This is a genomic window from Sphingomonas psychrotolerans, from assembly GCF_002796605.1.
GTDB lineage: Bacteria > Pseudomonadota > Alphaproteobacteria > Sphingomonadales > Sphingomonadaceae > Sphingomonas > Sphingomonas psychrotolerans.
Genome location: NZ_CP024923.1, coordinates 3651327 through 3676084, shown reverse-complemented (window position 1 = coordinate 3676084; position 24758 = coordinate 3651327). Strand labels below are relative to the sequence as shown.

General features: G+C 67.4%; 24 protein-coding genes. 12 read left to right on the top strand and 12 right to left on the bottom strand.

Annotation, left to right across the window (positions count from 1 at the left end; genetic code table 11):
* Nucleotides 1-12 precede the first annotated feature (12 nt).
* Genes CVN68_RS16795 through CVN68_RS16775 form a run of 5 tightly spaced genes read left to right on the top strand, consistent with a single transcriptional unit; the run spans nt 13 to nt 2458 of the window.
* Complete coding sequence (locus tag CVN68_RS16795) at nt 13-336, top strand: hypothetical protein (RefSeq protein ID WP_100283223.1); 324 nt, start codon at nt 13-15, stop codon at nt 334-336.
* Nucleotides 333-554, top strand: coding sequence for a hypothetical protein (locus CVN68_RS16790; RefSeq protein ID WP_100283222.1), 222 nt, complete (start codon nt 333-335; stop codon nt 552-554). The genes CVN68_RS16795 and CVN68_RS16790 overlap by 4 nt, the downstream gene beginning before the upstream one ends.
* Nucleotides 551-868: a hypothetical protein gene (locus tag CVN68_RS16785; protein WP_100283221.1), complete on the top strand. Its 318-nt coding sequence runs from the start codon at nt 551-553 to the stop codon at nt 866-868. The genes CVN68_RS16790 and CVN68_RS16785 overlap by 4 nt, the downstream gene beginning before the upstream one ends.
* Nucleotides 869-873: 5 nt before the next feature.
* Entirely contained in the window at nt 874-1938 is a 1065-nt protein-coding gene (locus CVN68_RS16780; RefSeq protein WP_100283220.1) for a ribonucleotide-diphosphate reductase subunit beta, read from the top strand.
* 28 nt (nt 1939-1966) lie between these two features.
* Nucleotides 1967-2458, top strand: a complete 492-nt coding sequence (locus CVN68_RS16775) for a hypothetical protein (RefSeq protein WP_158298926.1) — start codon at nt 1967-1969, stop codon at nt 2456-2458.
* Between the two features lie 234 nt (nt 2459-2692).
* Here CVN68_RS16775 and CVN68_RS16770 read toward each other — a convergent pair whose 3' ends face one another.
* The 3 genes from CVN68_RS16770 to hrpB form a co-directional block, all read right to left on the bottom strand.
* Nucleotides 2693-3043, bottom strand: a complete 351-nt coding sequence (locus CVN68_RS16770) for a GIY-YIG nuclease family protein (RefSeq protein ID WP_100283218.1) — start codon at nt 3041-3043, stop codon at nt 2693-2695.
* Between the two features lie 371 nt (nt 3044-3414).
* Nucleotides 3415-3696, bottom strand: coding sequence for an ETC complex I subunit (locus CVN68_RS16765; protein ID WP_100283217.1), 282 nt, complete (start codon nt 3694-3696; stop codon nt 3415-3417).
* 27 nt (nt 3697-3723) lie between these two features.
* Entirely contained in the window at nt 3724-6177 is a 2454-nt protein-coding gene (hrpB, locus tag CVN68_RS16760) for an ATP-dependent helicase HrpB (RefSeq protein ID WP_100283216.1), read from the bottom strand.
* Nucleotides 6178-6238: 61 nt separating this feature from the next.
* Here hrpB and CVN68_RS16755 point away from each other — a divergent pair, with 61 nt between their 5' ends.
* Complete coding sequence (locus CVN68_RS16755) at nt 6239-6454, top strand: hypothetical protein (protein WP_100283215.1); 216 nt, start codon at nt 6239-6241, stop codon at nt 6452-6454.
* A 76-nt stretch (nt 6455-6530) separates the two neighbouring features.
* Here the strand turns inward: CVN68_RS16755 and nudC are convergent, their stop codons facing one another.
* From nudC to CVN68_RS16740, 3 genes are read right to left on the bottom strand one after another with little or no spacing between them, the layout of a single operon-like run.
* Nucleotides 6531-7400, bottom strand: coding sequence for an NAD(+) diphosphatase (nudC, locus tag CVN68_RS16750; protein ID WP_100283214.1), 870 nt, complete (start codon nt 7398-7400; stop codon nt 6531-6533).
* Between the two features lie 10 nt (nt 7401-7410).
* Nucleotides 7411-8694: a serine hydrolase domain-containing protein gene (locus CVN68_RS16745; RefSeq protein WP_100283213.1), complete on the bottom strand. Its 1284-nt coding sequence runs from the start codon at nt 8692-8694 to the stop codon at nt 7411-7413.
* Nucleotides 8687-9733, bottom strand: a complete 1047-nt coding sequence (locus CVN68_RS16740; protein ID WP_100283212.1) for an A/G-specific adenine glycosylase — start codon at nt 9731-9733, stop codon at nt 8687-8689. The genes CVN68_RS16745 and CVN68_RS16740 overlap by 8 nt, the downstream gene beginning before the upstream one ends.
* Before the next feature lie 28 nt (nt 9734-9761).
* Here CVN68_RS16740 and CVN68_RS16735 point away from each other — a divergent pair, with 28 nt between their 5' ends.
* Genes CVN68_RS16735 through smc form a run of 4 tightly spaced genes read left to right on the top strand, consistent with a single transcriptional unit; the run spans nt 9762 to nt 15230 of the window.
* Entirely contained in the window at nt 9762-10304 is a 543-nt protein-coding gene (locus CVN68_RS16735) for a DUF721 domain-containing protein (protein WP_100283211.1), read from the top strand.
* Complete coding sequence (locus CVN68_RS16730) at nt 10305-11015, top strand: DsbA family protein (protein WP_100283210.1); 711 nt, start codon at nt 10305-10307, stop codon at nt 11013-11015.
* A 31-nt stretch (nt 11016-11046) separates the two neighbouring features.
* On the top strand, nt 11047-11796 hold the full coding sequence (locus tag CVN68_RS16725; RefSeq protein WP_100283209.1) for a thioredoxin domain-containing protein: 750 nt from the start codon (nt 11047-11049) through the stop codon (nt 11794-11796).
* A 26-nt stretch (nt 11797-11822) separates the two neighbouring features.
* Nucleotides 11823-15230 (top strand): chromosome segregation protein SMC, encoded by a 3408-nt coding sequence (gene smc, locus CVN68_RS16720; RefSeq protein ID WP_100283208.1) that lies wholly within the window; start codon nt 11823-11825, stop codon nt 15228-15230.
* Between the two features lie 160 nt (nt 15231-15390).
* On the opposite strand, the gene CVN68_RS16715 is transcribed toward smc, so the two are convergent.
* The 5 genes from CVN68_RS16715 to CVN68_RS16695 all read right to left on the bottom strand — a co-directional run bounded on the left by CVN68_RS16715 (nt 15391) and on the right by CVN68_RS16695 (nt 20205).
* Nucleotides 15391-16395, bottom strand: a complete 1005-nt coding sequence (locus CVN68_RS16715) for a glycosyltransferase family 4 protein (RefSeq protein WP_100283207.1) — start codon at nt 16393-16395, stop codon at nt 15391-15393.
* The gene (locus CVN68_RS16710; protein WP_100283206.1) at nt 16392-17960 is read right to left on the bottom strand and encodes an alpha-amylase family glycosyl hydrolase; all 1569 of its coding nucleotides are present in this window, start codon (nt 17958-17960) and stop codon (nt 16392-16394) included. The genes CVN68_RS16715 and CVN68_RS16710 overlap by 4 nt, the downstream gene beginning before the upstream one ends.
* Nucleotides 17961-18069: 109 nt before the next feature.
* Nucleotides 18070-19191: a glycoside hydrolase family 130 protein gene (locus CVN68_RS16705; protein ID WP_100283205.1), complete on the bottom strand. Its 1122-nt coding sequence runs from the start codon at nt 19189-19191 to the stop codon at nt 18070-18072.
* Between the two features lie 13 nt (nt 19192-19204).
* Complete coding sequence (locus tag CVN68_RS16700; protein ID WP_100283204.1) at nt 19205-19924, bottom strand: hypothetical protein; 720 nt, start codon at nt 19922-19924, stop codon at nt 19205-19207.
* A complete protein-coding gene (locus CVN68_RS16695) occupies nt 19921-20205 on the bottom strand; it encodes a chorismate mutase (RefSeq protein WP_100283203.1) in 285 nt (94 codons plus the stop codon). The genes CVN68_RS16700 and CVN68_RS16695 overlap by 4 nt, the downstream gene beginning before the upstream one ends.
* Nucleotides 20206-20279: 74 nt before the next feature.
* On the opposite strand from CVN68_RS16695, the gene CVN68_RS16690 reads away from it, so the two are divergent.
* A complete protein-coding gene (locus tag CVN68_RS16690; protein WP_100283202.1) occupies nt 20280-21293 on the top strand; it encodes a polyprenyl synthetase family protein in 1014 nt (337 codons plus the stop codon).
* Nucleotides 21294-21330: 37 nt separating this feature from the next.
* Here CVN68_RS16690 and CVN68_RS16685 read toward each other — a convergent pair whose 3' ends face one another.
* On the bottom strand, nt 21331-23589 hold the full coding sequence (locus CVN68_RS16685) for a TonB-dependent receptor plug domain-containing protein (protein WP_100283201.1): 2259 nt from the start codon (nt 23587-23589) through the stop codon (nt 21331-21333).
* Between the two features lie 68 nt (nt 23590-23657).
* On the opposite strand from CVN68_RS16685, the gene CVN68_RS16680 reads away from it, so the two are divergent.
* Entirely contained in the window at nt 23658-24725 is a 1068-nt protein-coding gene (locus CVN68_RS16680) for a phytase (protein WP_100284476.1), read from the top strand.
* Nucleotides 24726-24758: the final 33 nt, after the last annotated feature.

The following is a 24758-nucleotide window of genomic DNA, read 5'->3' as shown; positions in this document are numbered from 1 at the left end:
AGGAGATAGGAAATGAACCCTCTGCGTAACAGTGCCGCGCTCGCCGCATGCGCGCTGCTCGCCGCATGCGCGACCCAGGTGAGCAGCGGCGTGAACCCCCAGGCGCCGGGCTTCCTGCTCGGGCTGTGGCACGGCTTCATCTTCCCGGTGGCGTGGTTCCTCAGCCTCGTGATGCCCGACGTCGCCCTCTATGCCGTGCCCAATAATGGCGGCTGGTATGATTTCGGCTATTTCCTCGGGATCGTGGTGTTCGGCGTCGGCGCCAATCGCGGCCGGAAAGTCGTCTATCGCGACCGCGTGATCCGCGAGCGCACCAGAGTGATCGACCACGAATGACCCGCAGCCTCGCCTTGATGGCCGGACTGGCCGGCGCCGCGGGCGCGCTCGGGCTGACGACCTTGGTGCGTCCCGGCCTCACCCGCCGCGCGCTGCGCCTGCCCGATGCAGAGGCGACCGGCTATGCGTTGCGCATCGCCGGCATGATGCTGTTCGCGCTCGGCCTGTTCCTCGGCGGCTTCGCGGCCGTCGCGACGATGATGGAGGCGGCGGCATGATTCGCGTCTTCAGGAACTCCGATGTTCGGTCGATGGTCTGCGGGTTCGTCGGGGTTATACTCTTCCTTGCGATATCCGACCTCGCCGGGTTTAGCGCCTGGTTGCGCGCGGCCCCGGTCGCTCAGGCCGTTGTTCGCGTATTTGCTGTTCTGCTTTTCGGCGCCGGCGGCCTCGTTCTGTTGATCTGGCCGAAGCTCGATGGGCCGCGTGCACGACCCCTGTTCTACCGCCTGCTTGGTGCCTTCATGCTCACCATCGCCCTTGCCCACGCCACGATCCTGTTTGGCGATCCTCTTAATATTCGTCCGGAGTAACCCGCATGTCCCTTCTCGAAGCCCGCAAGACCTACAAGCCGTTCGAATATCCCTGGGCCTATGAGTTCTGGAAGCGCCAGCAGCAGATCCACTGGATGCCCGAGGAAGTGCCGCTCGGCGAGGATTGCCGCGACTGGGCGCAGAAGCTGTCGGATCACGAGCGCAACCTGCTCACCCAGATCTTCCGCTTCTTCACCCAGGCCGATATCGAGGTGCAGGATTGCTACCACGAGAAATATGGCCGCGTGTTCAAGCCGGTCGAGGTCAAGATGATGCTCGCCGCTTTCTCCAACATGGAGACGGTGCACATCGCGGCGTACAGCCATCTGCTCGACACGATCGGCATGCCCGAGAGCGAGTACGGCATGTTCCTCGAATATGCCGAGATGAAGGACAAGCACGACTATCTGCAGCAGTTCGGCGTCGATAATGACGAGGACATCGCCAAGACGCTGGCGATGTTCGGCGGCTTCACCGAGGGGCTCCAGCTGTTCGCCAGCTTCGCGATGCTGATGAACTTCCCGCGCTTCAACAAGATGAAGGGTATGGGCCAGATCGTGTCGTGGTCGGTCCGCGACGAGAGCCTCCACTGCGAGGGCATCATCCGCCTGTTCCACACCTTCACCCGCGAGCGCGACTGCCTGACCAAGTCGGTCAAGTCCGACATCATGGACATGTGCCAGACCACGGTCCGCCTCGAGGACGCGTTCATCGATCTCGCCTTCGAGCAGGGCCCGGTGACCGGCATGACGCCCAAGGAGATCAAGAAGTATATCCGCTACATCGCCGACTGGCGGCTGGGCCAGCTCGGCCTCAAGCCGATCTACATGATCGACGAGCACCCCCTCCCCTGGCTCGCGCCTTTGCTCAACGGCGTCGAGCACGCCAATTTCTTCGAACAGCGCGCGACCGAATATTCGAAGGGCGCGACGCGGGGCAGCTGGAACGAAGTGTGGGATTCGTTCGACAAGCGCCAGAAGGCCAAGGTCCCGGCGGCGAACGAGGATGCGGGCGACGCGGCGGATGCTGGCGGGGATATGTTCTCGAAGGCGGGAATCGCGGCGGAGTAGGCGCGCTCCGGTAAAATAGGAAACTGACATGCTCACGGAAGCTAGTGCCGCCTTGGCCAGCCTTAGCGCTGCAATGGATATTGCTAAGGGCATCCAAGCTCTTGACACTAATGCCAAGGTCAAACTCGCAACTATCGAGCTCATGGAAAAGATACTCACAGCTCAACAAGAAGCCTTCGCCGCGCAGCAAGCCCAAGCGACACTCTTGGAACGCATCCGTAAACTGGAGGCAGACGCCAACCGGGTTAGCGATTGGGAGCAGGAGAGAGCGCGCTACGAACTCAAGGAGTTTCCGACGGGCGCGATGGCTTACGTGCTAAAGGGGAATGTCTCAGACGGCGAGCCGGGGCACCGCATATGTCCCGCCTGCTATCAAGACAGTCGAAAATCTATTCTGCAAACGATCTCGCGCGGAAGGGGCGGAGAAGTAGTAGATTGTCCCCGCTGCGAAGTCAGGCTTACCCTCGTGGAGTCGGCGCCAATACGCATCGACGCCTCTAGAACAAGTGGCTACTACTAAGAAATCCCGTCACCCCGGCCTTGTGCCGGGGTCCACTGTGCCACCCGCCACACCGCCAGCGGCTTCACCGCAAGGTCGTTCCCCGCAGGGTTCTCTCGCTCGATCTGCGCTTCTGGCCACGTCGCCAGCGCGCCGTGCCGTCGCATCCGTCTTACCTCGGCGCACCGTGGATCCCGGAACAAGTCCGGGATGACGATGGGAAGGATGGCAAGCGACGCCCCAACACCCAAACCGTCACCCCGGCCTTGTGCCGGGGTCCACCAAGCCGCCCGTCACACCCCCAGCGGCGCCAGCCCCAGCCCCGACCGCAAGGTCGTTCCACGCCGGATTCTCGCGCTCGATCAGATTGCGCTTCCACTCGCGCCGCCAGCGCTTGAGCCGCTTCTCCCGCGCGATCGCGCCTTCCATCGACTCCCCGGTCTCGAACCAGACCAGCCGGTGAATGCGGTAGCGTTTCGTGTGCCCGTCGAACGCGCCCTCGCGATGCTGGATCATCCGGCCGACCAGGTTGGAAGTCACGCCGACATAGAGCGCACCATTGCAGCGGTTCGCGAGGACGTAGACGCAAGGCGTGCCCTCGATCATCGGCCGCACAGCCTGCCGCCCGCTGACTCCCGGCAAAAGGCCAGGGTGACGGTCAGGAGCGGAGATCGCACCACTTCGGACGCGCTTGCCCCGGCAGCCCGCCCACGCACTACCAATGTTGGATTTCGCCTGATACGCCGAAGGCGACTCGCACCGGTCCGCTCTTTGGCATCGTCGACAAAAGCCCGCGCGAAACATCCGCGCCCCGCGCGCGCCCGGCAAACGTGCAGACATCCACCGGCCAAAGCAGCGACACGCTGTCAACCTGGTGTCAACTTCGGCGTTTACTTGTTCCGCGTTCCCCCTCGGAAAGCGATCGCAATCGCCGAACGCCCCGATTCCGCGCGACGCGAGTGCGCCTTTCCCTCCGCTCAGCGGAAATTGTCGGCGTAGGCCTGCAGCTTGAGTTTGCGCTCCGGCGCCGGCACCACGTGATAGGCATAGCCTTCGCGCTCGGCATGCGCCTTCGCCGCCTCCAGCGTCGGAAAGCCGATGCGGATCTGGTTCGACGTGTCGCCGCCGCCGTTCCAGCCGGTCAGCGGATCGGCTTCCTGCGGAGTCACGGACTCAAGCTCGAGCATCCATTGATCGGTGCGGGCGCGGCCCGACTGCATCGCGTTCTTCGGGCGCTGATAGATACGGGCAGTCTTCACCTGGGCCTCCTTGTGACCTCTGCGCCTCTAACGCGCCGCGGCGTTCCTTGCATCAGCCTTTTTGGTCTTGAGCGTCGCCGAAGCGCTCGCCGGATCGTCGGGCCATGGATGCTTGGGGTAGCGCCCGCGCATCTCCTTGGCCACCGCCACCCAGCTCCCCGCCCAGAAACCGGGCAAATCGCGCGTCGTCTGGATCGGACGCCCCGCCGGCGAAGTCAGGCTCAGCACCAAAGGCGTGCCGTCGCCGAGCATCGGATGCGCGGCGAGCCCGAACAACGCCTGCACCCGCACTTCGACGGTCGGCCCCGCCTCGGCGCCATAATCGATCGCATGGCTCGATCCGGCGGGCGTCTCGAGCCGCGCCGGCGCCAGCCGGTCGAGCGTCTTCTGTCCGTCCCAGCCGAGCAGATTGTGCAGCGCCTGGGTCAGCCCCTCGGCCGCCACGGCATCGAGCCGGCGCTTGCCGTCGAGCAACGGCGGCAGCCAATCGTCGAGCCCGGCGAGCAAAGCCGGATCCTCCAGCGCATCGATCCCGGCGAACCGCGCCCGCAGCCGCAATGCCTGCGCAGTCTCGGACCAAGGCAGCAGCGCAAGGCCATGCGCGCGCACCGCCTCGAGCAGCAAGGCGGCGGTGTCGACCGGCCCGCTATCCGGCCCTGAAGACAGCCGCAGCGCCCCCAGCCGCCGCTCGCGCACTGCCTCGACCCGCCCGGTGGCGGAGTCGAAGCTGGCGCTGCGCCGCGTCTCGATCCGCTTGCCGAACAGCGCCTCGATCGTCGCATAGTCGATCTGCGCCGCCGACAGGATCCGCGCCCCCGCGGCCATGCCCTGCGTCTCGGCCACCGCGAGCCATTCGGCCCGCGCCAGCGGCGAGGCCGGGTCGAGCCGAAACCCGCGCCCGCCCGCCGACGCCCAATTCTCGCCCGAAGCATCCCGCCGCCGCGCGATCCGGTCAGGGAAAGCGAGGGCAATGCAGGTGGCTAACGCTTCTCCGCTCGCGGGAGAGGCTGTGGCAGCAAGCGGAAGGGGAGCGAGTTTGCTCCACCGCTCCGCCAGCCTTCTGCCATTCTCCGCCCGCTGCCCGCGCTCCCCCCGCCAGCGCCGCAAGCGCAGTTCGAGATCGGCGTCATTGCCGCCCAGCCCCCGCTCGCCGAGCAAAACCGCGACTTCGGCCGCGGTCTTGGCCAGCCCCATCTCGCCGGCCCGCACCAGCATGTGCCCCAGCCGCGGCGGCAGCGGCAGCCGGGCGATCGCCTTGCCGTGCGCTGTCGGCCGGCCGTCGCCGTCGAGCGCCGCGAGCGCCGTCAGCCGCCGCCGCGCCTCGCTCACCGCGGCCTCGGGCGGCGGATCGAGCCAGCGTAGTTCGCGCGGATCGGCGACGCCCCACAGGGCGCAATCGAGCAGCAATGCCGACAGGTCCGCCTCGAGGATCTCGGGCGGATCGAAGCGCGGCAGCCCCGCGGTCGCCGCCTCCTCCCACAGCCGATAGGCGACCCCAGGCCCCTGCCGCGCCGCGCGCCCGGCGCGCTGGGTCGCCGCGGCCTGGCTCGCCCGCTCGGTGACCAGGCGAGTCATCCCCGCGGCCCGATCGTAGCGCGGCCGCCGGGCCAGCCCCGAATCGACCACCACCCGGATCCCGTCGAGCGTCAGCGAGGTCTCGGCGATCGACGTCGCCAGCACGATCTTTCGGCGCCCCTCGCGATCCGGGCCGATCGCGGCACGCTGCGCGGCCGGCTCCATGCTGCCATGCAACCGGTGCAATGCCACGCCGTCGAGTCCTTCGAGCCGCTCGGCGGTCCGCTCGATCTCTCCCACGCCGGGCAGGAAAGCGAGCACCCCGCCCTCCGCCTCGCGCAGCGCGGTGCGCACCGCGGCGGCGACGCTGTCCTCGATCCGCGCCTCGGCCGCCCGCCCGAGATGACGCAGCGTCAGCGGCCAGCTGCGCCCTTCGCTCTCCACGACCAGCGCATCGCCCATCAGGCCTGAGAAGCGCGATCCGTCGAGCGTCGCCGACATCGCCACCAGCCGCAGATCGGGCCGCAGCGCCGCCTGCGCGTCGAGCGCCAGTGCCAGCCCGAAATCGCTATCGAGGCTGCGCTCATGCACTTCGTCGAACAATACCGCCGAGATGCCCGCCAGCTCGGGATCGCTCTGGATGCGATTGACGAAAATGCCCTCGGTGACGACCGTCACTCGCGTCGTCGCCGAGCGCTTGCTGTCCATCCGGGTGGCATAGCCGAAGGTCCTGCCGACCGGCTCGTCGGCGAGTGCCGCCATCCGCTCGGCCGCCGCGCGCGCGGCCAGCCGGCGCGGCGAGAGCAGCAGGATCTCGCCGGCGCACCACGGTTCGCCGAGCAAGGCCGGCGCCACCGCAGTGGTCTTGCCCGCGCCCGGCGGCGCGACCAGCACGGCATTGCTCGCATCGCGCAACGCGGCGAGCAATTCGGGCAAAACGGCGTGGATCGGCAGAGTCTCACTCATCGTGCGCAACCAATTCCCCAAAGCGGGGTTGGGCGCAATCGAAGCCTAAGGAGCATGAGACATGGCACGGACCCTGGCGCAGTTCACGATCACCCCCGATAGCGCGGGCGACTACACGCTGCACCTCGAGGATGAGGACGGCGAAACGATCGAGTTCACTGCCGGCTTCGAGCAGCTCGACCTGATCGTCGAGGCGATCGAGGAGCAACTCGACAATGACGAGGACGACGCCCTCGCCGTCGACGACGAAGACGAGGCGGCCCCCGAGGAAGAGTGACGCGAGGCACGCCGCGGGCACCAGCCAGCTGCCTGGGCAACCGGCACCAATCCCGTCGCGCCATCGATTGTACCGGTTATCGGCCCTCGATCCAGGCAGTCAGCAGCGTGTGGGCAATCGCATAAGGCGGGGGGGCACCGAACGTTGCCGCCGGGTCGCCGGCCAACGCCAGCCGGACCTCGTCGCGGGTGAACCAGCGCGCGTCCTCGAGCTCGTGGGTGTCGATAGTGATTGCCTCGCCCTCGGCCGCGCCGATGCAGGCGATCATCAGCGAGGAGGGGAACGGCCAGGGCTGGCTGGCGACATAGCGCACCGCGCCGACGCGGACGCCGGCTTCCTCGAATATCTCGCGGCGGACCGCCTCCTCGATCGACTCACCGACTTCGAGGAACCCCGCGAGCGCAGAGTAGCGGCCTGCCGGCCAGGGCGGCTGGCGGCCGAGCAGCACCTTGTCGCCGCGTTCAGCGAGCATGATCACCACCGGATCGACGCGCGGGAAATGCTCGGCATGGCAGTTGGGGCACTGGCGCGCCCAGCCAGCGCGGAAGATCGCCGTGGCGATGCCGCAAACCGCGCAAAAGCCGTGTCGCGAATGCCAGTCGACGAGGCTGCGCGCTGCGGCATAGAGCGCCGCGTCGCCGGCGCGGAAACGGTCGAGCATCGCGAACAGAGCAGGTGAGCGGCCGCCGGGGAGCGGTTGGCCCGGCGGCGGGGCGGCCGCGAACAGCGGCGCGCCGTCGTCAAAGCCGAGAAACAGCCGCTCGGTGGTCGCGGCGTCGAGCGCGGTCCAGACGAGGCGGTCGGCTTGATCGAGTTCGGGATCAAGCCCGTGGAGCACGAGCAGCCGGGCGCGCGGATCGACCTCGGCCTCGCGCAGCAGTGCGGGATCATGACGGACCCGATCGGCACGATCGATGGTTCCGCCGGTGAAACCAGGCGCCTTCACTTTGCAGGACTCATTGGGCAAGATCGGCGTAGATTGCTTTCGATGCCTCGCGCTTGAGGTCCTTGTCGCTGAAGGTGTTGATCATCGCCACGCCGCGCAGCTTGCGCACGGGATCGGCCCAGCCGATAGTCCCCGCCGCACCGCCCCAACCGAAAGTGCCTTTGCCGGGCCCGCCGGGCTTGTCGGCGAGATAGACCGAGCCCCCGGCGCCAAAGCCGATCGGCACCCCGCTGTCCGCAGTCATATGCGCCAGCGTCGACCGGTCGACGCTCGCGGGCAGGAGGTCCGACATCGCCAGCTTCACCGTCTCCGGTTTGAGGATGCGGGCGCCGTCCAGTTCGCCGCCATTAACGAGCATGTGGAGGAAGCGATCATAGTCGCGCGCCGACATGGCGAGACCGGCACCGCCATAAGGGAAGCTCGGCGGCTGGAGCCAGACTGAGGCGGCGCCGGTATCGATCGCCAGCTTGGGCGTCATATAGTTGGTGGCGAGAATGCCCGCCTTGTCCTGCGGCACTGTCCAATAACTCGCGCGCATCTTGAGCGGGTCGAAGATGCGCGTTTGCACGAACTGGTCGAACGGCATGCCGCCGGCGACTTCGATCACCCGGCCGAGCACGTCGAGCCCGATCGAATAGCTCCATCTGTCACCAGGATCCGAGAGCAGCGGCAACGTCGCAACGCGGTTGGCGAACTCTTCGAGGCTCTTGGGCCGGGCCGCGCGCATGTTCGGTTCCATCAGCGCGTTGACCGCAGCCGGATTGATTCCGAGACGGTTATACTCGTCGAGCAACGGACCCTTGGTGATGATCGTATAGCCGAACCCGGCAGTGTGGGTGAGCAGATGGCGCACGGTGATCGGGCGAGTCGCGGGCCGGCTGGTCAGGTCCCTGGCAGGATCGACGAGGACCTTCATGTCCTTGAACGCGGGGATGAAGTCGCTGATCGGCTGGTCGAGCTTGAGCTTGCCTTCCTCGACGAGGATCATCGCCGCGATGCCGGTGATCGGCTTGGTCATCGAATAGACCCGCCACAGGCTGTCCACGTCCGCCGCCGGCGCATTCGGCTCGAGCGAGATGCGGCCCTCGGAAACCACACGCGGCGGAGCATTGCCGACTCCACTCAGGATAACGATGCCTGGAACCCTACCTTCGGCGACGTAGCGCTTCGCGACAGCGGCAGTTGCGGACTGACTTTGGTCTGTCCGCGACGGCAGCGGCACTGTCGCTTGTGGCCAGGCCGGACTGGCGAGCGCCAGCGCCGCGATCGATCCGAATATCCGCCAGCTATGCATGCATCCTCCCGAACACCCTCACCGCCTTGGCGAACACCGTCGGTAGTCCCGCCGCTTCCACGTCGGCGACCGGCCACCATTCGCCCTCCGGCGCGTCTGTGTGCGCCGCGATTGTTGCAGCCGCAAGCGCCACGTCGAGGTTGAAATGCGTGAAACCGTGGCGAACCTGCGCGTCGAGCAGCCGCCAATCGGCCGCGAACGGCGCGCCGGCGAGGCCAGGCGGCAAATCGCCCCACGGCCCGGTCGGCAAGGCGCGCATGCCGCCGAGCAGGCCCTTTGCCGGGCGGCGGACGAGCAGCACGCGGTGGTCGCGCTCGATCCAGAACATAGTGCCATAGCGCTGCGGCTTGGGCAGCTTCGCGGCCTTGACCGGGAACGTCTCGGGCGCGCCGGTGGCGAAGCCGTCGCATTGCCCGTGCAACGGGCAGGCAAGGCAGCGCGGGGCGCGGGGCGTGCAGATGCCGGAGCCCAGGTCCATCATCGCCTGGGCGAAATCGCCCGCGCGGGCGTCGGGGGTGATCGAATCAGTGAGCGAGCGGATCCTCGGCCGGACCCCGGGCAGCGGCTCGGTCACCGCAAACAGTCGCGTTACCACCCGTTCCACATTGGCGTCGACCACCACCGCGCGCTGACCAAAGGCGATCGCGGCGATCGCCGCAGCGGTATAGCCGCCGATGCCGGGCAGGCCGAGCAACTCGGCTTCGGTCTCCGGGATGCGCGCACGTGCGGCGACTTCGCGGGCGCAGGCGAGCAAATTGCGTGCCCGGGCATAATAACCAAGCCCGGCCCAGGCCGCCATCAGCTCTGCATCCTCCGCAGCTGCCAATGCTTCGAAGCTCGGCCAGCGCGCCGTGAACTTCTCGAAATAGGGGATGACGCTCGCGACCTGGGTCTGCTGGAGCATCACTTCGCTTAGCCACACGCGATAGGGGTCGGGCGCGTTGGCTCCCGGCCGCGCCCGCCACGGCAAATCGCGCGCATGGGCGTCATACCATTTGAGCAGAGGGGCGGCGATTGCGCGAGGGACGTTGTCGGGCACGCCCCGCCTATGGCATGGGTTGGCGGCAATGACGAAGGCCTCCGATAAACCGAAGCGCGCAACCACGCGCCAGCCGAAGCTCGAGCCGCCGCGATCGAACCGCGCGCGCGCGGTTTCGGAGCTTCTGCCCGATGTCGGCCGCGCCGCATTTCGGAAGTTCGGCTTCGTTCAGCATGCGATCGTCAGCCGCTGGGGCGAGATCGTCGGCGAGCGCTATGCCCGCGTGTCGATGCCCGAATCGATCCGCTTCCCGCAGGGCAAGCGCGCCGAGGGGGTGCTAAGCCTCGTCGTCGGCGGCGCGCACGCACCGATGATGCAGCATATCGCTCCCGAGATCATCGAGCGGGTCAATCGCTTCTTCGGCTATGCCGCGGTGGCCCGCGTCGCGATTCGCCAGGGCGAGATCAAGCGCACGGCCAGAGCGACAGCGCCGGCCAGCCTCGCGCCGCTTTCCGAGGCGATGGGCGACAGCCTGCGCGGCATCGTCGACCCCGAACTCAAGGCAGTTCTCGAATCGCTCGCCGCCGGAGTCGCGGCGGCCGAAGGCATCAAGCTCGGCAGGATCGACTAAATGGCATTTCGTCTTCTCGCCGCGGCGCTGTTGCTGCTGGTCGGCATCGGGTCGCCGGTAGCGGCGCAACAGGCACGCCGCGCGCCCGCTGCCAACTGGGTCAATGTCGTCGTCAAAACGCCGGAAGGCGGGTTCCGGCAGGGCAACCCGAACGCGCCGATCAAGCTGGTCGAATATGGCTCGCGCACGTGCCCGACCTGCGGGGCGTTCGCCGCCGAGGGCATGGAGCCGCTGCGCCGCGAATGGATCGCCAGCGGCAAACTGAGCTACGAGTTCCGCGACTTTCTGATCCACGGCGTGCCCGATCTCTCGCTGGCGCTCCTCAACCAATGCGTACCCCCCGCGCGCTTCTTCCCGGTGCTCGACCAGATGTTCGCCAACCAGCGGGCATTCGACGCGCCGCTGCACAAGCTGATCGAGACGCAACCCAAGGTCGTCGAAGGCTGGCAGCAGCTTCCCCCGCCGCAGGCCGCGACCAAGTTCGCCGAAGTGCTGGGGATGATCGCTTTCATGAAGACCCGGGGCTTGCCCGAAGCGCAGGCGCGGCGCTGCTTGTCCAATCCGGCGATGATCAAAAGCGTGGCCGACGCGTTCGCGGGCGGCGCCAAAGCCGGCGTTCAGGGCACCCCCAGCTTCTTCGTCAACGGCCGCCGCGTGCGCGCCTTCACCTGGGATCAGCTCCAGCCCGAGCTTCGCGCCGCGGACAGCTGATCGAACCCTTTTCCTTCGGAGACTTAAGACCATGCGTTCTGCAATTGCCCTTCTCCCCCTCCTCGCACTCGCGGCCTGTGGCGGCGAAGGCGGCAATGCCTCGGCGCCGGTGACGTCGAGCACGCCGGTGGCCAATGTCGCCCCGCCCGCGGGCAAGCAGTGGGTCGACGTGGTGAGCAAGACCGCGGAGGGCGGCTATATCCAGGGCAACCCGAATGCGCCGATCAAGCTGCTCGAATATGGCTCGCGCAGCTGCCCGACCTGCGGGCGCTTCGCCATGGAAGGCGTGGAGCCGCTCCGCCAGAAATACATCTCGACGGGCAAGGTGAGCTACGAGTTCCGCGACTTCCTCGTCCACGGCGCGCCCGATCTGTCGCTGGCACTGCTCAACCAGTGCGCGCCGACCGAGGCGTTCTTCCCGATTCTCGATCAGATGTTCGCCAACCAGGAAGCGTTCTACAAGCGGACCGATCAGCTGCAGCAGAGCAATCCGCAACTGCTTCAGCAGCTCCAGCAGCTGCCGCCGCCGCAGGCCGCCGCCGGCTTCGCCGAAGCGCTCGGGCACATCGAGTTCATGAAGCAGCGCGGTATCCCCGATGCCCGTGCGCGCCAGTGCCTGGGCGATCAGAAGACGATCGAGGCGATCGCCAAGGTCAATGCCGACGCGACCAACGAGCATGGCGTCACCGGCACGCCGAGCTTCTTCATCAACGGCAAGCCGGTCGAAGCAGCGATGTGGTCGCAGGTCGAGACTGCGCTGCAGGCGGCCGGGGCCCGATAAGGCCCCGAGCCGCAGGGGGGCGGGCGATGCAGATCAAGCGGCTGCGGCTGACAGGCTTCAAGAGCTTCGTCGACCCGGCCGATCTGCGCATCGAGCCGGGCCTCACCGGCATCGTCGGCCCCAATGGCTGCGGCAAATCCAATCTGCTCGAAGCGCTGCGCTGGGCGATGGGCGAGAACAGCGCCAAATCGATGCGCGGCGCCGGCATGGAAGACGTGATCTTCGCCGGCACCGCGACCCGGCCGGCGCGAGACTTCGCCGAAGTCTCGATCCTCGCCGAGCAGGTGGGCGAGGATGATGAGCTCGAAGTCGTCCGGCGGATCGAGCGCGGCGCGGGGTCCGCCTATCGGATCAACGGCCGCGACGTCCGCGCCAAGGATGTCGCTCTGGTCTTCGCCGATTCGGCTACCGGTGCGCATTCGCCTGCCCTGGTCAGCCAGGGACGGATCGGCGCGATCATCTCCGCTAAGCCAGGTGAACGCCGCGCGATGCTCGAGGAAGCGGCGGGGATCGCCGGGCTGCATGTGCGCCGCCGCGATGCAGAGCAGAAATTGCGCGCGACCGAAGCCAATCTGACGCGGCTCGACGAAGTGATCGGCGATCAGGAGGCGCGGGCGGCCGCGCTCAAGCGGCAGGCGCGACAGGCCGAGCGCTATCGCGAGCTTTCCGAGCGTATCCGCATCGCCGAGGCGCGGATGATCTTCGCGCGCTGGCGCGATGCCGCCGCCGCCGCCGATGCGGCGAAGAAGGAAGCTGCCGCCGCCGAGGGTCTCGTCGCCGAGCGCGCGCAGGCGCATGACGCCGCGGCGGCGCGCCAGCAGGATGCGGCCGGGAAACTGGCGGCGGTGCGCGCGGATGCGCTCGCGGTGCGCGATCGTGCGACAGAGGCGATGCACCGGCTGGCGACGTTGCGCAGCGAGCGTGCCACGGTCGAACGGCGCATCGGGGAGCTGCGCGATGCGCAGGCCCGGCTCGCCGACGATCGCAGCCGCGAGGGCGCGCTCGCGCATGACGCGGCCGAGGCGCTGGCCCGCCTTGCCGACGAGGCCGGCACGCTCGAGAGCCGGATCGCAGATGCGACCGCGCGGATGCCGACGCTCGATGCCGCGCTTGCCGAGGCCGAGCGCGCGGCGCGCGATGCCGAAGTCGCGCTCGCCCAAGCGCTGGCGGCGCAAGCGAGCGAGGCGGCGGAAGCGCGTGTGGCGGAGGCGGCGCTGATCGCCGCGCGCACCCGCGCCGAACGCGCCGCGCGCGATCAGGCGCGTGTCGATGCCGAGATCGCTGCGCTGGGCAGCGCCGAGCCGCTCAACGCCGAGAAAGCGCGCGCCGCCGAGGCGCGTGCGCAGGCGGTGCGACAGGCCGAGACGGCGCGCGCCGGTCTCGCGCGGGCCGATGCCGACGAGCGTGGCGCGATCGAATCGCGGGATCGTGCCCAGTCGGCGCGTTCGATTGCGCACGCCGAGCTTTCCCAGCTCGACAGCGAGGCGGCGGTGCTCGCCAAGGCGACGCGCCCCTCGGGCAAGGATCGGTTGCTCGATCGGCTCAAGGTCGATGCGGGATATGAGCGCGCGCTCGCCGCGGCGCTGGGCGACGATCTGGAGACGGGGCTCGATACGAGCGCCGAACGCTATTGGGCGGGCGCAGCGCCGCTGCCTGACGATCCTGTCGCGCCGGCAGATACGACGCCGCTGGCACGGCACGTCGCGGCACCGACGGGGCTCGCGCGGCGCCTTGCGCAGGTGCTGGTGGCGGAGCGCGACAGCGGCCAGCCGCTGGCGGTGGGACAGCGCCTGGTGACGCTCGCCGGGGTACTGCGGCGCTGGGACGGCTATGTCGCCAAATCGGGCGGAGCCGCTGCCGCCGAGCGGCTCGAGCGCGTCAATCGGCTGGCGGCGATCGAGAAAGCGCGGCCCGCGGCGGTGCGCGCAGTCGAGGCGGCCGAGGCCGAATTGGCGCGGATCGACGAGACGATCGGTGCGGCTCGCCGCGCTGCCGCCGAATGCCGCCGAATGCTCGACCATGCCGAGAATGCCGGGCGCGAAGCGGGGCGCGCCGAGGATCGTGCCACTGCGCAGCTCGAACGGCTGGAGTCGCAACGCGCCGATCTCGAAACGCGGCGGGCGCGGGTCGGTGGCGAGCAGGAGGAGGCGGCGAGCGAACTGGCCCGTGCCGAAAATGCCAAGGCCGGGCTGCCTGACGGCTCGGCCACGAGGGAGCGCGTTGCCGCGCTGTCGTCCGAGGCGGAAGTCCGCCGCGCCGCCGCGGCCAATGCGCGGAGCGAGCGCGGGACGCTGGAGCGCGAGATCGGGCAGGCGCGCGAGCGGCTTGCCGCCGCTACCGCCGAGAGCCGCAGCTGGAAGTCGCGCGCGGGCGAGGCGGCGCGGCGTGCGGCAGAAATGGAGAAGCGCACGGCCGAACTGGCGGAGGAAAGCTCCGCACTTGCGGCGCGCCCCGCCGAGCTGGACGCCGCCGTCGCCCAGGCCGAGGCGGCGACCGAAGCCACGCGCGCCGAATCGGCGGCGGCGCAGGCCGCCGAGCGCGAGGCCGAGGCGGCGCTCCGTGCTACCGAAGGCGATGTCCGCGCCGCCAATGAGGCCCTGGCCGAAGCACGCGAGGCGCGAGCGGGGGCCACCGCGCGGGCCGAGAATCAGGAAATGCGCCGCATCGAGATGGGCCGGCTCTCGGGCGAGCGCTTCGAATGCCCGCCGCCTCTGCTCCCCCAGAAGGCCGGATTCGAGGCGGAAAGCGTGCGCAGCCCGCAGGACGAATCATCCGCGCACGAGAAGCTCAGCCTGGATCGCGAGCGGATCGGGCCGGTCAATCTCGTCGCCGAGGCCGAACTCGCCGAGCTCGAGGCGGCGTTCACCAGCAACGCGCAAGAGCGCGACGAACTGGCGCAGGCAGTCAACCGGCTGCGCGGATCGATCGGCACGCTCAACCGCGAGGGGCGGCAGCGGCTGCTCGCGGCGTTCGAGGCAGTCGACCTGCATTTTCGTCGGCTGTTCTCGACCTTGTTCGACGGCGGGCAGGCGCATCTCGAACTGGTCGATTCGGACGATCCGCTTGAAGCCGGGCTCGAGATCATGGCGCAGCCGCCGGGGAAGCGGCTGCAATCGCTCACGTTGCTCTCGGGTGGCGAGCAGGCCTTGACCGCAGTGGCGCTGATCTTTGCGCTGTTTCTGACCAATCCCGCGCCGATCTGCGTCCTCGACGAAGTCGATGCGCCATTGGACGACGCCAATATCGAGCGCTTCTGCGACTTGCTGGAGGTGATGACTCGCGAGACCGCGACGCGCTATCTGATCGTCACCCACAATGCCGCGACGATGAGCCGGATGCACCGGCTGTTCGGAGTGACGATGGTCGAGCGCGGGGTGAGCCGACTGGTGTCGGTAGACCTCGGCGGGGCGGAGACGCTGTTGGCAGCGGAATAGGCCTAACTTCACGATCTTCGCGCGTATGAAAGAAGGAAGTTGCCGGTGCGGTGCGAAGTTAGCCCGCGTTTGTCGACAATTTCAAAGAGCGGGCCGGGGCGCTGGCGCACCCCAGGGCGGGCGAGTGCAGCAGACGAAATCCTACATTGCAAGGCGGCGTTCAGGACAGGATCCGCTCGTACAAAGCGATGTATTTGTCGGCCATTGCCTCGACCGAGAAATGCGCCTCGACGTGGCGGCGGCAGGCGGTGCGGTCGATGGCGTCGATCTGCGCCAGCGCGAGGATCGCCTCGCCGGCCGAGCGGACGAGGATGCCGGTTTCCGGCGTGATCAGCTCGGCCATGCTCCCGCGATTGATCGCGATCACCGGGGTACCGCAGGCCATCGCCTCGATCACCGACAGGCCGAACGGCTCGTCGAAGTTGATCAGATGGAGCAACGCCCGCGCCTTGCCGAGCGCGCGCAGGCGCTGCTCGCCGCCGACCGGGCCGAGATAGCGGATCCGCTCGCCATCGACATGCGGCTTCACCTCGCGGTCGAAATAGCCCTGATCCTGGACGATACCGTAGAGATCGAGCCGCCTGCCCGAGGCGAGCGCGACATGGATCGCCTCGGCGGCGCCCTTGTCGGGGTGCATGCGGCCGAAGAACAGCAAATCGTCGCTGCCCTCGGCATCGAACGGGAATTCGTCGAGGCGGATGCCATGGTGGATCGTCGCGGCATATTCGAGCGAGGGATGCCGATCGGCCTCGCTGATCGCGACGAAGTGCACGCGGTTCTCGAACGGCTTGTACATCGGCAGGATGCGATCCGAGGAGAAGCCGTGGATCGTAGTGACCATCGGGGTGTCGATCAGCGGCGCATAGGCATGGGCGGGGAAATCGGCCTGATTGTGGATCAGGTCGAACTCGCCGGCGCGGGCGAAGAGATGCGACTGGTGGGCATATTCCCAGACCTTGGCATCGATCGCGGGATCTTCCTCATAGCCGCGCGGGACCACGCCCGCGAGCGTGCCGGCGGTCTGCGAATCCTGCGTGGCGAACAATGTCACGTTCACGCCACGCGCGACGAGGGCTTCGGTGAGCAGGCTCGTCACCAACTCCCATGGACCGTAATGCCGCGGTGGCGTGCGCCACGCGATCGGCGCCAGCATTGCGATCTTCATCCGAGAATATAGCCTTCGTTCGGGCCCAGCACCGCGGGATCGCCGCCCGTCCCGGTGGTGAGCAGAACCGACAATCCCTCGGCCCATTCGGGTATCGCAAAGCTCTGGGGCGTATCGCCGAGGTTGAGCACGACCAGCAGCCGTGCTTCGCGGTGACGGCGTTCATAAGCGAGCAGGCCGCCGGAACATTCGATCGGCAGCCAGTCGCCGATCGCCAGCGCGGGATGCGCACGACGGAGTGCGAGCAGGTCATGATAGAGGCGCCACATCGAATGCGCGGTCTCGCGTTGCACGGCGAGGTTGCGCACCTGCCAGTCGTCATGGAGCGGCAGCCACGGCGTGCCGCTCGAAAAGCCGGCATTGGCGCTGTCATCCCATGCCATCGGAGTGCGCACCGGATCGCGGCCGAGCCCGATCCCGGGCTCGCGCAATTCGCGCGGGTCCTGCACCTGATCGGGCGGGATCGCGACATCCGCCATCCCGATCTCATCGCCATAATAGATCGTCGGCGTGCCCCGCAGCGTGAGCAGCAGCATCGCCGCGACCCGCGCCTGCGCTAGACCGAAGCGCGTCGCCGCACGTGGGCGATCGTGGTTGCCGAGCACCCAGTTGGGCCATCCGCCGGCCGGCAGCGCGGCCTCGTAATCGGCGATCAGCCCCGCGAGGCTGCGTGCCTCCCAAGGCGCATCGATCAATTGGAAGTTGAAGGGCAGATGCACGCCCGGTTCGCCTTCGCCATAATAGGCCATCAACCGATCAACCGGCAGGTAGATCTCGCCGATGAGCACGCGCTCGGGATAGCCATCGGCGACGCGGCGCATGTCGGCGGCGATGCCGTGGACCTCGGGCTGGTCGGTCGAGTGGAGCTGAAGCACCTGATGCATCTCGCCCATCGCCGGGGTGTAGGCCGGGTTGGCCGGATTGTCGGGGAAGTCGGGGTGCTTGATCATGTGCCACAGCACATCGATGCGGAAGCCGTCGACCCCGCGATCGAACCAGAAGCGCAGCACGTCGAGCATCGCCCGGCGCAGATCGGGATTGCGCCAGTTGAGGTCGGGCTGCTCCTTGAGGAAGGCGTGGTAATAATATTGGCCGGTGGCCTCGTCATATTCCCACGCCGAGCCGCCGAAATCGCTGATCCAGTTGTTGGGCGGGCCGCCGTCCGGGGCGGGGTCGCGCCAGATATACCAGTCTCGCTTCGGGTTGTCGTGCGACGCGCGGCTCTCGAGGAACCACGGGTGCTGGTCCGAGCTGTGGTTGGGGACGAAATCGAGCAGCAATTTGAGCCCGCGATCGTGCGCGGCCTTCAGCAGCGCATCGAAATCGTCGAGCGTGCCGAAGCGCGGGTCGATCCCGGTGTAATCGGCAACGTCATAGCCGAAATCGGCCATCGGCGAGGGATAGATGGGCGAGATCCAGATCGCGTCGACGCCCAATGCGACGAGGTCGTCGAGGCGGGATTCGATGCCTTTGAGGTCGCCGATGCCGTCGCCGTTCGAGTCCTGGAACGAGCGCGGATAGATCTGGTAGATGACGCCGTGCTGCCACCAGAGGGGTTCGGTCATTGGTCCGCACTCCAAACCCGTGCTCCGGCGAAGGCCGGAGCGTTGGCAACAGAATGCACCGCTTGCGACACGGCGCTCCGGCCTTCGCCGAAGCACGGCAGGATGTGGATCACCGGAACCGCTCCTTCGGAATGTGCGTGATCCGGCAGGCAAGGTCGGCCTCGCCGCCGGCGACGATGTAGCGATCGCCCGCATCCGCGATGCCGGTGGTGAAGGTCACCGGCGTCGGCAGGTACATCTGATGCGCGATCTCCGCGGTAAGCGCCGGGTTCGCCTCGATCAGCGGGACCTCGTCCTCCAGTCGCAGGATCTGCGACGGATCGTCCTTGTCGAGCAGCGCCCAGAAGCTGCGATAGATGCCGACGCTCCCGCGCTTCTCGACGCCGTGATAGATCATCATCCAGCCTTCGGGGGTCAGCACCGGCTGGCTGCCGCCGCCGATCCGCTGGGTGCTCGTCGTACCCTTGCGCGCGCGGATGCCGGGGGTGTCGAGCGGCTTCCAGTGGAGCCCGTCGGGCGATTGCGCGATGTTGATCGACGGTCCGCCCAGCCAGGGGCTGTCCTCGGGATAGGCGAAATAGCATTCGCCCAAGGGACGCGTGAGCGCCATGAACTTGTCCGCGACCTTGCCCTCGAACAGGATCATGTCCTTGTTCTGGTGATCGAGAACGATGCCGAGCAATTCGTAATCGAGCCCGTTCGCCGAGCGGTACATCGCGGTGCAGTGGCGCTCGGCCGAGACGCCGCAGGCGGTCATCCAATACTGGCCGTCGACCTTGGTGATGCGGGCGTCCTCGACGCCGTAATCCATATAGCTGGCCGAGGGCTGGATCGCCTTGTCGTAGTGAATCGCGACGATGTTGCGCCCCTCTCCATCAAGCTCGACCGGGAGCAGCCACGAGAGCGAGGTCAGCCCGAGCAACCGCGGATTGCGGTCCTTGAGCGCGAACTGGCGCGGATCGTCCATGTCGATCCGGTGGACCGGGTGGCGATCGAGGACATAGCCCGCCGGTGTCCAGCGGATCGCGCGGGCGCATTCGGTGTGGACCGGGTCCCGGAGCGCTTCGGCGACGCGGACCATCAGCAGCAGATTGCCGTTCGGCAGCCGCGTGAAGCCGGGGTTGAACGCGCCGAGCACATGCGTCGGCTCGTCGACTCCGTGCCGGAGCGGCGAGCGCGTCAGGTCGACCTGGTCGGGGCGGAAGATCAGATAGTCGTCGCCGTCGGGCATTTGCCCCCCTTGGTCAGCAGCCGGGAATTTGGCTCTCGCCGCCCTCGAGGACGAAGCGGTCGCCACGCCGAACGTATCGTTCGGCGAACGATCGGGTTCCCTGATAGCGCACGGTGAAGCTGCGGTCGCGGACGATATCGGTCAAGCTGCCGGTCAGCGATTGCGGATTGTCCTGTTCCATCCCGCTATCGTCGAAAATGGTGGTGATGCTTGCGAGGCTCGCGGGTCCGGTCGGGCGCAGCTCGATCAGATCGGTGTCGCTGACGGTGCAGCCCTGCCACGTCCCGCCGCCCTCGACCACCAGCACCGGCAGCGTCGCGAACTTGTCCGAGACAGACCATTTGGCGAGATCGCCGAAGCTGCCGCTCATCGCCGCTTCGGGATACGCCCTGGCGAGTTCGAAGCGACCCTGCTGCTCGCGCAGATAGTAAGCCGCGATCACGCCGCCCTCCGGATGGCCCGCATCAGGGGCATGCCCGTGGCGGAGCAGCACCGGACCGAACGGTGTGTCGAGGAGTTTGTCGTCCTTGCCGAACGTATAGCGGCCGTCGCCGGGTGGCACGACGCGCAGCGCATCTGCGAGTCGTTCGGCGGGAGAGCGGGGCGCCGGGCTCGCGACAGCCCTGGGCCTGGCCTTATGGGTGGGAGCGGGATTTGGCTTGTCCGGCACGGCATTGCAGCCGGCGAGCAATGCCGCGAGCGCGGCCAGGCAGGCGGGGACCCGGGGGGTCATATCTGGTCGCGCAGCCGCTCGTGGTGGCGAATCACTTCGTCGATGATGAAGCGCAGGAACTTCTCGGAGAATTCGGGATCGAGATCGGCGTCCTTGGCCAGCGCGCGCAGCCGGGCGATCTGCGCCTCCTCGCGCGTGGGGTCGGCCGGAGGCAGGCTGTGAGTGGCCTTGTAGGCACCGACCGCCTGCGTGATCTTGAAGCGCTCGGCGAGCATGTGGATCAGTGCGGCATCGATATTGTCGATGCTCTGGCGGAAGCGGTTGAGCGTCTCGTCGGGCATGACGGCCTCTTTGCCTGCGGCGCGACGCTACGCAAGCCTTGCCTTTGCCGCCGCCACGCGCCAGAGCCCCGGCAATGAGCGCTACCATCCATCGCCTGGGGCAAAAACCCGAGCCGTCGCTGGAACCGATGCTGCAACTGGTGGCGCACGACCTCAATCTGGTGAACGCGGTCATCCTCGATCGCATGCAGTCGGATATTCCGCTGATCCCCGAGCTCGCGGGGCATCTGATCGCGGGCGGCGGAAAGAGGATGCGGCCGATGCTGACGCTGGCGAGCACGCGGCTGCTCGGCTATTCCGGAGCGCGGCACCACAAGCTCGCTGCGGCGGTCGAGTTCATCCACACCGCCACCCTGCTGCACGACGATGTGGTCGATTCGTCGGACCTGCGGCGCGGCAAACGGACCGCCAACATCATCTGGGGCAATCCGGCGAGCGTGCTGGTCGGCGATTTCCTGTTCTCGCGCAGTTTCGAGCTGATGGTCGAGGACGGCAGCCTCAAGGTGCTCAAGATCCTGTCGAACGCCAGCGCGGTGATCGCCGAGGGCGAGGTCAACCAGCTTACTGCGGTGCGCCGGCTCGACATCTCCGAAGAGCGCTATCTCGACATCATCGGCGCGAAGACCGCGGCATTGTTCGCCGCCGCGTGCCGGATCGCCGCGGTGGTCGCCGAGCGTTCGGAGGCGGAAGAGACCGCGCTCGACACTTATGGCCGCAATCTCGGCATCGCCTTCCAATTGGTCGACGATGCGATCGATTATGTCTCGGACGCCTCGACGATGGGCAAGGATGCCGGCGACGATTTCCGCGAGGGCAAGATGACCCTGCCGGTGATCCTCGCTTATGCGCGCGGCGACGAGGCGGCGCGGGGCTTCTGGAAGGAAGCCATCTCCGGCCGCCGGGTCACCGACGCCGATTTCGCCGAGGCGATTTCGCTGGTCCGCGCCAGCCGCGCGGTAGACGATACGCTCGCCCGCGCCCGCCATTACGGCCAGCGCGCGATCGACGCGCTCGGCGGGTTCGCGCCGGGTGCGGCGAAGGACGCAATGGTCGAAGCCGTCGAATTCGCGGTCGCCCGCGCTTACTGAAAAAGCGCCGCCCCATGGGGAGCGGCGCTTCTCCTGATCAGAAGGCGGCGCGCAGCGTCAGCTGGACCAGCGGGCCCGAATGCTCGCGCTCGATTTCATATTCGTCGAGATCGCCGGCGGCGCGGTTCTCGAGGATCTCCTCGAGCGAATCGCCGTCATATTTGCGGAAATCCTCGTACTTCACGCGATCGAGCAGATTCTGCGCCGAAAGGCGGACGACGAAATTCTGCCCGAAGCGCTTTTCGACGAACGCTTCGAGATCGGGATCGTAGCGCAGCCGCACGGTCTCATCGAAATTGCTCTCGGTGGCCGCGCTGCGCCCCGAGATCGTCGTGCCGAAGCTCACCCCGGCGCTGCGCAGATTGTGGATGACGCCGAGATTGTAGACGTGACGCGGCTGGTTGTTGAACCGGCGCTTCTCCCCGGTGAAGGGGTCGGTCGTCTCGCTGTCGAGATAGGTGTAGTTCGCGAATATGCCGGTGTCGGGCATGCCGAACAGCGTCAGCGGCGCCGACAGATCGAACTCGACGCCCCATGCCTTGCCGTCGCCGACATTCTGCGGGATGAACGCGCGGCCATCGTCATTGTCGGGATTTTCGCCAAGCGAGACCAGCTCGATCAGGTCGCTGATGTCGCGATAGAAGAAATTGACCCCGGCGATGCCGCTGCCGCCGATGCGATGCTCGTAGCCGACATCGACGCCCCATGCGCGCTGGTTGCGGAGCGACGGGTTGCCGGTGGTGACGTCGTCGTCGCCCGGACCCTCGTCGGTGACCGGTGAGAGCAGGTCGTAGTCGGGCCGGCGGATGGTGCGTGCGACGGAGGCGCGGAACTGCCCTGCACCCGCCGCATAGCGCAGGCTAAGCGAGGGGTTGAGCAATTCGTCGTCATAGGAAACCGCGCCCGGAAGCGATTCCGCGGCAATTTTCCGGCGCGTGATCTCGTAGCGCACGCCGCCGTCGATGCTGAGCGGACCGGCTTCGTAGCTCAGACGGACATAAGGCGAATAGCGGTCTTCCCGGATGCGGAAACTGCCGCTGAGGAAGGTGCCGTCGTTGAGGCCGTCGCGCGTCTTGAACAGCAGGTCCGAGCCGATCTTGACCTTGACCCCACCGTCCGGGCCGAACGCGCCGTAGATCGTGCCGGTCCATTCCTTGTCGTCGATGTCGATGCTCGACTCGTCGGTTTCGGCGGGGTCGGGAAATTCCTCGCTGATTTCGACTGCATCGGTGTTTTCCTTGTAGGCATTCCAGCCCGCCGCCACTCCGAGCTCGAACCCGCCGAGCGGCAGGCGCAGATCGGCGCCGACCGACCAGGTCCGCTGGTTGATGTCCTCGACCTGCGTAGCGAGTTCCTCATAGTCGAGGTCCGCGCCATCATAGGTCTGCGAGACTTCGGTTTCCTTACGGTCGGTATCGACGAACAGGCCGTTCAACCGGATACGGCCGCCGCTGGCGAATTCACGCGTGATCTCGGCATTGCCCGAGAAATCGGTGCCGTCGCGCGTGTCGCTCTGCGCCTCGAAATTGTTGAACTCGGGATCGGTGACGTAATTGCTCTGCGCGGGATCGCCGGGGAAGCGCTTGTCGTCCGTGGTCGCCTCATCGTCGAAGCGGTACGAGACCTTCTTCTTTGGATTGCGGCGCTTCTGATAGTTGAGCGCCACCCAGTAATCGGTCGCCGCATCGATCTTGCCGGCATAGGCCAGCGCGCCGCTGGGGCGGATCACGCCGTCGCGGGTGTTTAGCAAAGCGCCCGCCTTGAGGAAGCCCCCCTCGAACGACGCCGCTTCCTTGGTGACCACGTTGAGCGTCCCGGCGATGCCGTCGCTCGGTTGATCGGGGCGCGGCGCGCGGACGATCTCGATCCGCTCGACCAGTTCGGCGGGGATGCGATCGACGAAAAAGCTGCCGTCGCTCTCGCCGCCCGGCGCGCGGCGGCCGTTGATCAACACGTTGGTGAAGCCGCCGGGCAGGCCGCGGAACTGGACCTGGTCATATTCGAGCACGTCGGACGTGAAGGTCGCGCCGGGGACCCGCTTGAGCATCTCGCCGACCGACACCGGCTCGAACTTCTGGAAATATTCGAGATCATAGGAGAGCACCGGATTGGTGTCGGCGGTGCGATTGCGGAAGAAGATCTCGCCGGTGACGAGGATCTCGTTGGCGCGCTGCTCGGCTTCGGGCTGCGCCTCGGCGACCGGCTGGCCACTGTCCTGGGCGTGCGCCGGCGCGGCGGCGAGCAGGCTTGCGAGCGCCGCCAGCGCCGACCCGCGCAACAGGTGCGAAACAATCATGTCATTTTCCCCTTACAAAGGGGTCGTCGACCCCCGCTCCCGGGGCGCTCAACAGGACGGATGTGAAGATGCGGGGAAAGCTCGGCTACAATTTCGTTACGGCGGCATTTCTTTTGGCCGGTTGCACGCCGGCCACAGCCCCGCAGCCGGTCGCGGCACCGACCGTGGCGTCGGCGCCGACCGTCGAGGTGCCGGCTAGCGGCGAGACCGTGGCGGTGGCGACCCAGCTGGCCGACGCTGCCGACGATCCCGCGATCTGGACCCGGGCGGGCGGGCTGGACTTCGCCGGCAAGCATCAGGACGGCATCATCCTCGGCACCGACAAGAAAGCCGGGCTCTATGTCTTCGGGCTCGACGGCCAGTCGCTCCAGTTCCTGCCCGAGGGGCTGCTCAACAATGTCGATTTGCGCGGCGACGGCGACGGCTTCATCGCCGGCGCTTCGGACCGCGGGCGGATGGGCGTGGCGCTCTATCGCTTCACCGGCGCGGGGCAACTGACGCCGGCGGGGTTCATCAAGTCCGACGTGATCGAGCCCTATGGCTTCTGCATGGGCCGGCTGGACGGCACATTGATCGCAGTGTTGATCGCCAAGGACGGAGCGGTGCGCGAATATGCGCTGGCAACCGGGCCGGACGGCCTGAGCGGGACCGAGCGACGGCGCTATGCGGTGGGATCGCAGTCGGAGGGCTGCACGATCGATGATGCGACCGGCACGCTCTATATCGGCGAGGAGTTGAAGGGCGTCTGGCGCTATCCGCTACGCAGTGCAGCAGGCACGCGGACGTTGGTCGCGGACATCGGCGACGGGCGGCTGATCGCCGATGTCGAGGGCACCACGCTGATCCACGACGGCGGACGGACCTTGCTGCTCGTGTCGAGCCAAGGCGACAGCGCCTTTGCCGTCTGGGACGTCAGCGGCGCGTCGGGTGCGGAGCGCTATATCGGGCGCTTTCGGGTTGCCGCGGCAGGCGGAGTCGACGCAGTGACGGGGACCGACGGCCTCGATGCGTGGACCGGGGCGATCGGGCCCTATCGCAGCGGGCTCGTGGTGGTTCAGGACGACGTCAACGAAGGCGGCGCGCAGAACTTCAAACTGGTGGATTGGGCCCCGATACGGGTCGCGCTGGGGCTGTAGGTTGTCGCCTCTTACGCGGATGAGGACTCGCGC